The sequence below is a fragment of the Pseudomonas sp. SbOxS1 genome, from assembly GCF_013416725.1.
GTDB lineage: Bacteria > Pseudomonadota > Gammaproteobacteria > Pseudomonadales > Pseudomonadaceae > Aquipseudomonas.
The window spans coordinates 1-10734 of record NZ_JAAVXC010000066.1; the positions used below are offsets into that span (position 1 = coordinate 1).

Sequence of the window (10734 nt, forward strand, 5' to 3'; positions counted from 1 at the left end):
GGAGCAATGCCGGAGTGAGGGCATGCCGAGCCCTAGCGAGGCACCGAGTGGTGGGGCAAGAGCCTTTTGCTTACTTTTGGGCTCTTTCAAAAGTGAGCCGCTGTAAAAGCGGAACCATAAGTAGCCGTTACCGCAGCAACGGATATACACCCCAGTGCTTCAGCCTGGCATGTCGCACAAGACCGCCACCATGACGCCCCCAGACTGCCTCAACCGCCGAGCACCCAGAATCGACACGAAAAAAGCGTTCAATTCACGACAACAAACATTCCTGTTAGCGACCATAAAAACTGACAGAAAAATCACAAGTCATTGTTTCAAAACGAATATTTAATAATTCTATGTGAATATCAACAGTATTCTGTCTGTATACATAGAGAATACTAAGCGTTGACGGTGCGCTCAACGCGTGCGAATCTGGACTCCACACCAAGCCGGAGGCGCTGTAAAGGCGACCTTGGGAGAGCGTAGTGAAGAACAACCAGAACACTCAAAACGACCTGAAGCGTCGTTTCCTCACCCCGGAACCGGGTACTGAAAAGACACCCCGCAACCGCCCCGGTGATCAGGCATTTTCAGCTTTCTCGCGAAAGCACGCAAAAGCCAACATTTCCTGCAATGAGCGCAGAGCCGCCTATCTAGTCTTTAATTATATTGATCCCGGCCAAACTCACGCCAAGGCTCAATAAAAGTGAAGTCGAAATAGCTGAAGGCAATAAGTTTAAATCAGTCAGGGAATGACAGGAATTACCTGTAATAGAGGGTGGACTTACTGTTGTACACCACGGACTTCTGTTTCTGGAAGTTAATATAACAAGTTCCAATCGTAGATCGAGGAAGGCCATGAAGAAGATTTGGAAGGCAATCTGCGCAGTCGCTGTGGCGGGCATGATGTGTTTGCCTGTTCATGCAGAAGAAAAAACCATCACCATGGGCACATTATCCTGGGAAGACTTGACGCCTATTACCGGAATCACCAAAAAAGTACTTGAAGATTCTGGTTACACGGTGAAAGTCATTGAGTTTTCCGAGTGGGGCATTGCTTACGCTGCACTGAGCAAAGGCGACATTCAGATCCTCACTTCCCAAACCGACTATGCGGCGCAGGACTACTGGAACAAGAACAAGAACCGCCTGGAAAAACTGTCCCCGGTGTCCTTCGGGCTTTACCAGGGGTTTGCCGTTCCCAAGTATGTTGATATCGACTCGATCGACCAGCTGAACGACAACGCCGACAAGCTGGGCGGCAAGATCGTCGGCATCGAGCCCGGGTCTGGCCTGATGAGCGATGCGACCAACGCCGTCAGCGGCTACGGCCTCAAGCTCAAACTGCTGGAAGGCAGTACCGCTGCGATGACCGCCGCCCTGAAATCGGCAGTCGATCGTAAAGAACCGGTTGTTGTAACGATTTGGGAACCGTCGTGGATGGTGCAAAAGTTTGACCTGAAGTTCCTCAAGGATCCAAAAGCCATTTTCCCTCCAGCACAGGGTTACTACTGGATTGGTCATAAAGGCTTCTCGGCAGAGTACCCGAAAGCGCGCGAAGTGATCGCAAGCGTATACGTGCCCCTGGGCGATATCACGGCGATCAACAGCGAAGTGAAGGATGGCAAGACCATGGATCAGGCCATTCAAGACTGGACAGTTAAAAACGCTGAGCTGTTGAAGCGTTGGGAAAACATAAAGAAATAAACAGCGTCTCTTTTCTTCGCCACTGCCGCCCTTTGATTCAATAGAGAAACCAGAAAACTGGTTCACGGGTTATAAAAATGACAACGGCCAAAATTGACACCAACGAAGTGCTGATAGATTGCCAGTCAGTCTGGAAAATCTTCGGTAAAGCCGCGCCTGCAGCGATGAATGCCGTCGTTCAGCAGGGGCTGACCAAGACTCAGATCCTGCAAAACTACGGTTGCGTGGTCGGCGTCTCCGACGTCAGTCTCCAGGTTCGCCGAGGAGAAATCTTCTGCATCATGGGCTTGTCCGGCAGTGGCAAATCTACCCTCATCAGGCTGTTGAACAAGCTCATCACCCCCAGTGCCGGCAAGATCGTGGTCAAGGGCAAAGAACTCTCTTCCTTGAATGCGGCGCAGCTGCGAGAGGTGAGGGCGCGTCATATCGGCATGGTCTTTCAAAGCGTGGCACTGCTGCCTAACCGCACGGTCCTGGAAAACACCGCGTTTGGCCTGGAAGTGCAGGGCGTCGGCAAGGCCGAGCGTTACAAGGTGGCCGAGCAGGCCTTGGCCAAGGTTGGCCTGAGTGACTGGATGTCGCGATATCCCACCGAGTTGTCCGGCGGTATGCAACAACGTGTCGGCCTTGCGCGGGCGATCACGGCGGACCCTGAAGTGATCCTGATGGACGAGCCGTTCAGTGCGCTTGACCCCCTGATTCGTCGACAGCTGCAGGATGAGTTCCGCCAGCTGACCAAGGAGCTGGGCAAGTCGGCGGTGTTCATCACCCACGACCTGGATGAAGCGATTCGCATCGGCGACCGCATCGCGATCATGAAGGACGGCGCGATCATTCAAGTCGGTACGGCCGAGGAGATCGTGCTCAATCCGGCTGACGATTACGTCGCGGAGTTTGTGGCGGGCATTTCCAGGTTGCATCTGGTGCGGGCGCATTCGGTCATGACACCGGTCGAGCCGTTCAAAGTGGCCAACCCGGGCTGTGACATCGCCCGACTCCCGAAAACCACACCCGACGCCGACATCAACGAGCTCATCGGATTGACCATGAAGTCCGAGCGCGATGCCCTTGCCGTGGTGGATAACGGCGCGGTAGTCGGCATCATCACGCCACGGGACCTGCTGCGCGGCGTTCAAGGCATTCCGAACGAATTCGCGCAAGCACCTGCAGGCACGGTTCTGGAGGCCTCGACATGAGCATCCCTGACTTTTCCAATCAATTCGACGCGGTCATCGACTCGAGCCTTGAATGGCTGATGGACAACGGCGAGTTTGTGTTCGACACGGCCAATACGGCGCTGAAGGGAATTTTTGAAGGCGTGCAATGGTGCATTGCCTATCCACCGTATTACGTCATCGCGATCGTCATGGCCCTGATTGGCTGGCGGGCCGTTGGCGTGCGGTTCGCGATTCTTACAGGCCTGGCGTTGTTGTTCTGTGACGTCATTGGCTTGTGGCCGGAAACCGTCAGTACCCTTGCCTTGGTGCTGACCGCCACCGTGCTCGCGTTGGTGGTCGCCATACCATTGGGCGTGCTGGCCGGGCTCACTCCGTCCTTTGATCGAGTGGTGGATCCGTTCCTGGATCTGGTGCAAACCATGCCGCCCTACATCTACCTGCTTCCGGCCATCGCGCTGCTGGGCTATGGCACGGCCACCGCCCTGTTGGCGACCTTTATCGTTGCCGTGCCACCCGCCATGCGCCTGACCTCCCTGGGGATTCGAATGACGCCCAAGGAGTTTATCGAGCTAGGGGAGGCCAGCGGCGTCACCGGGTGGCAGATGTTCTTCAAGATCCGCTTGCCGTTCGCCATGCCCAGCATCATGGCAGGGGTGAACCAAAGCCTGATGATGGCCTTCGGCATGGTGGTGATCGCCGGCATTGTCGGTTCAGGTGGCCTGGGTGAATCGATCTACGGCGCCGTTCGCACACTGGATATCGCCAAGTCGATCAACGCGGCCATTGCCATCGTGATCCTGACCATGATCCTCGATCGATTGGCGCAGAGCGCTGCGCGGTCCCGGATGGGAGACTCCCAATGAGTACTGCAGAAATCCATTTCTCTCCTGGTGAATTCCTCGCGCCTGCGGTCGATTGGCTGAACGCTAATCTGCATGGCTTGTTCAAGGTCATCAGCCAGGTCATCGAAGCCGTACTCGGCGGCGTTGAAGGGGCGCTGCTGGCGCCGCATCCCTACGCCATGATCGGCGGTGTGGCGTTGCTGGCGTTCTTTTTCGCCAACAAGAAAGTCGCGGTGTTTTCTGCCTTGATGTTGGCATTTTGCTTGTTCTCCGGGCTTTGGGTGGCGTCGATGCAAACCATCGCGCTGGTCTCGGTGGCCGTGCTGATCTCGGTTGCCATCGCGTTTCCGCTCGGTGTGCTTGCCGCGCGTGTAAAGAAGGTGGATGACGCATTCCTGCCGATCCTCAACATCATGCAGACCGTTCCGCCTTGGGTTTACCTGATTCCCGCGGTGATGCTGTTCAGCCTGGGTCGCGTACCGGCAATCATCGCCACCATCGTCTATGGCATCCCGCCGATGCTCAGGCTGACGACCCTGGCCTTCAAGCAACTGCCCAAGGAGTTCCTTGAGCTGGGGCAGGCCATCGGTGCTTCGCCCAGGGCAATCCTGTTCAAGATCGAGTTGCCGACTGCAGCGCCGACGCTGCTGGTGGGGCTCAACCAATGCATTTTGCTGTCTTTGGCGATGGTGGTTTTGGCGGGCCTGGTGGGTGCTGGCGGCCTTGGCGCCGAAGTGACTCGCGGCCTCACCCGGATGGAAATGGGCTTGGGTCTTCGTGCGGGCCTGGCGATTGTCGCGGTGGCGCTGCTGCTGGATCGACTGTCGCGCGGCGCGTTGCAGCGTCATTCCCCACGCAAACTGGTTTAGGGATTTTCAGAATGAGACGTAGCTTTTTTTGTGTGGACTCCCATGCGTGCGGGAACCCGGTGCGGGTAGTGACAGGCGGCGGGCCGCTGTTGCCCTCCGTTTCGATGGCCGAACGCCGCGACATCTTCGTGCGTGATCATGACTGGATTCGCACCGCGTTGATGTTCGAGCCCCGGGGCCATGACGTGATGTCGGGGGCGATCATCTATCCCTCCACCCGTGATGACTGCGATTTCGGCGCATTGTTCATCGAAGTCAGTGGCTGCCTGCCCATGTGTGGCGCCGGCACCATCGGCATGTCCACCGTGGTGATCGAGGAAGGCCTGGTCACACCGCGCGAACCTGGCACGCTGGCCATCGAGACGCCTGCCGGGCGAGTCGATGTGGCCTACACCATGAACGGCGAATACGTTGATTCGATTCGCCTGTTCAACGTCGCCAGTTACCTGCACAGCGCCGATGTGGTGGTAGAGGTGCCCGGTGTCGGTGAACTGGTCGTGGACATCGCTTACGGCGGCAATTTCTACGCAGTGGTCGAGCCGCAGGAAAACTGGGCCGGCCTGCAAGGCTTGAGCAGCGCCGACATCGTTGTCCTGAGCCAGAAACTGCGCGCGGCCCTGGTTGAAGTCAGTGACCCGGTGCATCCCGAGAACAGCAGGATCAGCGGCGTTCACCACGTCATCTGGTGCGACGAGGGGCACACGCTGGCGGCCGATGGTCGTGGCGCAGTGTTCTACGGCGACAAGGCCATTGACCGGTCTCCCGGTGGCACCGGTACGTCTGCGCGAATGGCGCAGTTGTTCGGCAAGGGCCGGCTAAAGGTGGGGGAGACGTACCGCAACGAAAGCCTGATCGGAACCATCTTCGAAGGCAAAGTCGAGGCGGCGGTCAAGGTCGGGGCCTTCGAGGGTATTCGACCAAGCATTGGTGGCTGGGCGCAGATCACCGGGCACAACACCATTTTTGTCGACGACCGCGATCCCCTGCGCCATGGCTTTCAGCTTGCTTGATGTGTTCTCGAACGTAACAGAGTAGATCGACCCGTGATCGAACGACGCCAATTTAGCGGAGGCATGAAGGGGAAAAATCTTCGCTATCTCAATGACAACCCCAACGCCATGGCGCGAACGGTGCGAGCAGGCTTCCTGCTGCTCGAACACTTTTCGCTCCCGGCATTCACGCAAGTGCTGGATACGCTGGTCACGGCCAATCTTCTGCGCCCCCAGCTGTTCACCTCCCGCACGTTCGGCATGAGCGACGGTGAGGTGGTCAGCGACCTGGGCCTGGTCATCCGGCCAGATAGCCAGATCGATTGCGCAGCGATCAAGGACCTCGATCTGCTGGTTATCTGCGGTGGCTACCGCACGGAACTGAAGGCGTCGGAGGAGCTGACCGGCCTGCTCGCAAAAGCCGCCGAGCTGGGTGTGAACCTGGCCGGCTTGTGGAATGGCGCCTGGTTCCTGGGGCGCGCGGGATTGCTCGAGGGTTATCGCTGCGCCGTGCACCCCGAACATCGCCCGGCGCTGGCGGAGTTCTGCAAGGCGACCCAGGTCAGCAGCGAGCCCTACGTGATCGATCGGGACCGGCTCACCGCGTCCAGCCCGTCGGGGGCCTTCCACATGGCGCTGGACTGGATCAAGGGCCTGCATGACAAAGCGCTGGTCGAGGGTATCGAGGACATCCTCGCGTTTGAGGAATCTCGCTACCGACGCATAAAACCAGCGGAAAACATTTGTGTGAGCGCACCGTTGCGTGAGGTGGTGAAGCTGATGGACGCCAACCTGGAGGAGCCCCTGGAGCTGGAGCAACTGGCGGTTTACGCCGGGCGATCGCGCCGACAACTCGAGCGGTTGTTCAGGGAGCAACTGGGCACCACGCCTCAGCGTTACTACATGGAATTGCGCATTACCGAGGCACGCCGGCTGCTCCAGCACACGGAGTTGTCCCAGGTCGAGGTGCTGGTGGCCTGTGGCTTCGTTTCGCCCAGCCACTTCAGCAAGTGCTACAGCTCGTATTTTGGCTATCGGCCCTCCAAGGAAGTCAGGCTGGTGAAATAACCAGCGCTCAAGGTTAGTATATTAATTGTAGACACAAAGAATAATGCTGTTTTATAGTGATAATACAGGTAGTAGACAACGCTCACTTACCCGTAAGGTTTCCATCATGGCAACGAAAGATCTCGAATCCCAAGCTTCCTCCGAACTGCCTGTTGACCGTAAGGCCGTACTGGGAGAGACGCTGCGGCGCCGTATCCTGAGCATGGAGCTGGCGCCCGGTGCCGTCGTTGACGAGCTGGCCTTGTGTGACGAGTTCGGGCTTTCCCGTCCACCGGTGCGCGAGCTGATGCGCCAAATGGCAGCTGAAGGCTACATCGACCTCGAGGCGAATCGGGCCGCCCGCGTGTCGTCGATGAACTATCAATCGCTGCGCAGCTTTTTCCTGGCGGCCCCCTTGATCTACATCGCGACAACCCAACTGGCCGCGACGCATGCAAGGCCCTCGGAGATTGCCGAACTCAAGCGCATCCAGGAATGTTTCCGCGAAGCCATCGAGGAAAAGGATGTCGAAAAACGCGTGCTGTACAACGATGAATTCCATTTGCAGATCGGCAAGATGGCGCATAACGCTTATTTGATGCCGAGCCTGCAGCGGTTGTTGATCGACCATGCGCGACTGGGAAAGATTTTTTATCGCCACCCAACGACCGTTGATATGCAGGAAGACCTGAAGTTGGCGACCCAGCAGCATGACGAAATGATCGCCGCAATTGAAAACCATGACCCGGCCCTGGCGGGCGATATCGTGCGGGCGCACCTTGAACTGTCGCGTCGCCGGATGTCCGAATACGCCGCACCGGAAGGGTTGGAAGTCGCCATTAATTTTTGATAGGCCGCCGGTTCTACTTGCATGAACGCTTCACATGAAGTGATTTGATCGATGCAGACGGGCGGCTTATAGCACTATAAAAAACCCGGGTCTCGACAATGGCAAAGATCAAATACACACCGGCAGATGATTCAACTTGCGGCTGGTTTCACCTTAGCCAGCCCAGGGTTGCCCGTGCGTCCCACTCTGGCAACCGCTCGGCCCGCTGGGTCGTGGTGGGTGCCGGTTTCACCGGACTTGCGGCGGCGCGTCAGCTGGCGCTGAATTTTCCTGATGACGAGATTGTGCTGATCGAGGCCCAGGAAGTGGGTTATGGCGCATCCGGCAGAAACGCCGGCTTCGCCATTGACCTGCCACACGATATCGGCGCCGACGACTATATCGGTGATATCAAGACCGCCAAAATCAGCATGGAATTGAACCTGATGGGTCAATCCATCCTGAAAGATCTTGTTGAAAAACACCGCATCGACTGCCAGTTCCGCCTGTGTGGAAAGTACCAGGCCGCCATCGAGAACAGAGGCATAGCGGTGCTGGATGCCTACCGTCGTGGCCTGGACAAGCTGGGCCAGGAATACCAGGTGATCGAAGAGCAGGACTTGCCGAATCACATCGGCACGCACTTTTATCGCAAGGCCCTGTTTACCCCGGGCACGGCCCTGATCCAGCCCGCGGCACTGGTCAAGGGCCTGGCCGACAGCTTGCCCGCCAACGTCACGCTTTACGAAAACACCCCGATTACGAGCGTCGAGTACGGCGAAAAAACCATTCTGACCCACAGCAACGGTCGTATCGTCGCGGACAAACTGCTCCTGACCAACAACGCGTTCGCCATGAGCTTCGGCTTTTTGAAAGGGCGCATGCTGCCGATTTTCACCTACGCGAGCCTGACCCGGCCGCTGACGGAACAAGAGCAGGCGCGATTGGGTGGCTTGCCTTACTGGGGCGTGATTCCCGCCGATCCTTTTGGCACGACCTTGCGCCGCACAACCGACAATCGCCTGCTGGTGCGCAACAGCTTCAGTTTCAATGCCGATGGCCGCAGTCATCAGAAGTACCTGCAGCGGTTCAAACATCGCCACATAGAGTCTTTCGAACGCCGCTTCCCGATGCTCCCCGAGGTCAATTTCGAATACACCTGGGGCGGGTCGCTGGCGTTGTCCAGAAACCACATGGCGCACTTCGGCCAGTTGGCCAATAACGTCTATGGCGCCCTGTGTTGCAACGGACTGGGTGTTACCCGGGGAACGGTGACGGGCACATTGCTGGCCGATTGGCTGGCGGGCAAGAACAGTCATCTTACGGACTTTCTCCTGTCCTCCCCGGGGCCGAACAGAAACCCGCCTGAGCCGATCCTTTCAGCGGGCGTCAATATGAACTTGCTGTGGGGTCAGTGCCGGGCAGGAAAGGAAAGCTGATCAAGTAACAACTTATAGATAACCCAGTAATTAAAACCATTGATTGGAAGTTTTTAGTTCTATTGGCGCGTCCATGGAGGCTGATTGTTTCTGATCGAGACGGTTTTCGTTCACCTGGATTTTGGGTTTTCGTTAGCCGCTGAGTTGAAAACATCCCTGACAGTTGGAGAGCAAATCATGAAATTCGAAGGCATCTATACCCCGGCAATCACGCCCCTGACCGCCAGCGGTGACATCGACAAAGCGGCATTCGCTGAAGTGCTCGAGTACCTGATCGAATCCAAGGTGCACGGCATCATCATCGGTGGTTCGACCGGTGAGTATTACGCCCATACCTCGCAAGAGCGCATCGAGCTGGCGACCCAGGCCAAGGACGTCATCGGTACACGCTTGCCCCTGGTGATCGGCACCGGCGCCATCCGCACCGAAGACTCGGTCGAATACGCCAAGGCCGCCCGCGCCATCAAGGCCGATGCCATCCTGGTGGGTTCGCCGCCGTACGCGCTGCCGACCGAGAAAGAAAACGCCATCCACGCGTTGACCGTCGACCGTGCCGCCGACCTGCCGATCATGCTCTACAACTACCCGGCGCGCATGGGCGTGAGCATGGGCCCGGAGTATTTCGCGGCGGTGGCCGAGAGCAAGAACATCGTCGCCATCAAGGAAAGCTCCGGCGACATGGCCCAGGTGCATCGCCTGGCGCGGGAATACCCGAACATCAGCCTGTCCTGCGGCTGGGATGACCAGGCCCTGGAGTTCTTCGCCTGGGGCGCGCGCAGTTGGGTGTGCGCCGGCTCGAACTTCATCCCGCGCGAACACGTGGCCTTGTATGAAGCCTGCGTGGTGGAAAAGGACTTCGATAAAGGCCGCAAGATCATGAGCGCCTTCATGCCCCTGATGGACTTCCTGGAAAGCGGCAAGTTTGTCCAGTCGATCAAGGTCGGTTGCGAGTTGAACGGCCTGCGCACCGGCAGTGTGCGTTCGCCGCTGCAACCGATGTACGAGCACGAGAAACAGGCCCTGCAAGACATCATCACCACGCTGAAACGTGAGGTCGCCCAGGTGACCGGGAGCGCAAAATGACTGGCCTTCTCAGCGCGGCTGAATACGCCGCCATTGCCCGGGAATTGAAGTTCCCGACTCGCTCCTTCGTCAACGGCGAGTCCTACACCTCGTTGTCGGGCAAAACCTTCACCACGACCAATCCGGCAACCGATGAAGTGCTGGCCGAGATCACGGCCTGCAATGCCCAGGACGTGGACTTCGCCGTGGCCAAGGCCAAGGCGGCCTTCGAAGACGGTCGCTGGCACAAGCTGAGCCCCGGCGAGCGCAAGAAAGTGCTGTTGCGCTTTGCCGACCTGGTGGAGCAGAACGCCCACGAACTGGCGGTGCTGGAAAGCCTGGACAGCGGCAAGCCGGTGCGCGAGTGCCAACTCACAGATGTGCCGGAAACCATTCACACCCTGCGTTGGCACGCCGAGCTGATCGACAAGATCTACGACAACACGGCACCGGTCGGCAACGGCGCCTTGACCCTGGTGGTGCGTGAAGCCATCGGTGTGGTCGGCCTGGTGCTGCCATGGAACTTCCCGCTGCTGATGCTGGCCTGGAAGATCGGCCCGTCCCTGGCCGCCGGTTGCTCGATCATCGTCAAGCCGGCCAAGGAAACCACCCTGACCGCGTTGCGTGTCGCCGAACTGGCGTTTGAAGCCGGTGTACCGGCCGGTGTGTTCAACGTGCTGTCCGGCGGTGGCGGTGAAGTCGGGGAGCCGCTGGGTCGGCACATGGATGTGTCGATGGTCAGCTTCACCGGTTCCACGGCGACCGGGCGGCGCTTCCTCAACTATGC

11 protein-coding genes are annotated in these 10734 nt (G+C 58.1%); all 11 read left to right on the plus strand.

Annotated features, from left to right (window positions below; all coding sequences use genetic code 11):
* Positions 1–470: 470 nt before the first annotated feature.
* Positions 471–689: a hypothetical protein gene (locus HFK74_RS32295; RefSeq protein WP_180207127.1), complete on the plus strand. Its 219-nt coding sequence runs from the start codon at positions 471–473 to the stop codon at positions 687–689.
* A gap of 154 nt (positions 690–843) precedes the next feature.
* The gene (locus tag HFK74_RS32300) at positions 844–1692 is read left to right on the plus strand and encodes a glycine betaine ABC transporter substrate-binding protein (RefSeq protein ID WP_180207128.1); all 849 of its coding nucleotides are present in this window, start codon (positions 844–846) and stop codon (positions 1690–1692) included.
* A 77-nt stretch (positions 1693–1769) separates the two neighbouring features.
* Complete coding sequence (locus HFK74_RS32305) at positions 1770–2888, plus strand: glycine betaine/L-proline ABC transporter ATP-binding protein (protein WP_180207129.1); 1119 nt, start codon at positions 1770–1772, stop codon at positions 2886–2888.
* Positions 2885–3733, plus strand: a complete 849-nt coding sequence (locus HFK74_RS32310) for a proline/glycine betaine ABC transporter permease (protein WP_180207130.1) — start codon at positions 2885–2887, stop codon at positions 3731–3733. Before HFK74_RS32305 ends, HFK74_RS32310 begins: the two co-directional genes overlap by 4 nt.
* Positions 3730–4581 (plus strand): proline/glycine betaine ABC transporter permease, encoded by an 852-nt coding sequence (locus HFK74_RS32315; RefSeq protein WP_008064467.1) that lies wholly within the window; start codon positions 3730–3732, stop codon positions 4579–4581. The genes HFK74_RS32310 and HFK74_RS32315 overlap by 4 nt, the downstream gene beginning before the upstream one ends.
* Before the next feature lie 11 nt (positions 4582–4592).
* The gene (locus tag HFK74_RS32320; protein ID WP_180207131.1) at positions 4593–5591 is read left to right on the plus strand and encodes a 4-hydroxyproline epimerase; all 999 of its coding nucleotides are present in this window, start codon (positions 4593–4595) and stop codon (positions 5589–5591) included.
* 63 nt (positions 5592–5654) lie between these two features.
* Entirely contained in the window at positions 5655–6638 is a 984-nt protein-coding gene (locus tag HFK74_RS32325) for a GlxA family transcriptional regulator (protein ID WP_180207132.1), read from the plus strand.
* Between the two features lie 106 nt (positions 6639–6744).
* Entirely contained in the window at positions 6745–7467 is a 723-nt protein-coding gene (locus HFK74_RS32330) for a GntR family transcriptional regulator (RefSeq protein WP_180207133.1), read from the plus strand.
* A 98-nt stretch (positions 7468–7565) separates the two neighbouring features.
* Positions 7566–8885, plus strand: a complete 1320-nt coding sequence (locus HFK74_RS32335) for an FAD-binding oxidoreductase (protein WP_180207134.1) — start codon at positions 7566–7568, stop codon at positions 8883–8885.
* Between the two features lie 177 nt (positions 8886–9062).
* Entirely contained in the window at positions 9063–9968 is a 906-nt protein-coding gene (locus tag HFK74_RS32340) for a dihydrodipicolinate synthase family protein (RefSeq protein ID WP_180207135.1), read from the plus strand.
* Positions 9965–10734 (plus strand): aldehyde dehydrogenase family protein (locus HFK74_RS32345; protein WP_180207136.1); only part of this gene is annotated, 770 nt, incomplete at its 3' end. The genes HFK74_RS32340 and HFK74_RS32345, both read left to right, overlap by 4 nt.

Bases quoted from the DNA above. Each gene is read 5' to 3' on its own strand.
- HFK74_RS32300 (WP_180207128.1), top strand. From the start codon at position 844: ATGAAGAAGATTTGGAAGGCAATCTGCGCAGTCGCTGTGGCGGGCATG.
- HFK74_RS32305 (WP_180207129.1), top strand. From the start codon at position 1,770: ATGACAACGGCCAAAATTGACACCAACGAAGTGCTGATAGATTGCCAG.
- HFK74_RS32310 (WP_180207130.1), top strand. From the start codon at position 2,885: ATGAGCATCCCTGACTTTTCCAATCAATTCGACGCGGTCATCGACTCG.
- HFK74_RS32315 (WP_008064467.1), top strand. From the start codon at position 3,730: ATGAGTACTGCAGAAATCCATTTCTCTCCTGGTGAATTCCTCGCGCCT.
- HFK74_RS32320 (WP_180207131.1), top strand. From the start codon at position 4,593: ATGAGACGTAGCTTTTTTTGTGTGGACTCCCATGCGTGCGGGAACCCG.
- HFK74_RS32325 (WP_180207132.1), top strand. From the start codon at position 5,655: ATGAAGGGGAAAAATCTTCGCTATCTCAATGACAACCCCAACGCCATG.
- HFK74_RS32330 (WP_180207133.1), top strand. From the start codon at position 6,745: ATGGCAACGAAAGATCTCGAATCCCAAGCTTCCTCCGAACTGCCTGTT.
- HFK74_RS32335 (WP_180207134.1), top strand. From the start codon at position 7,566: ATGGCAAAGATCAAATACACACCGGCAGATGATTCAACTTGCGGCTGG.
- HFK74_RS32340 (WP_180207135.1), top strand. From the start codon at position 9,063: ATGAAATTCGAAGGCATCTATACCCCGGCAATCACGCCCCTGACCGCC.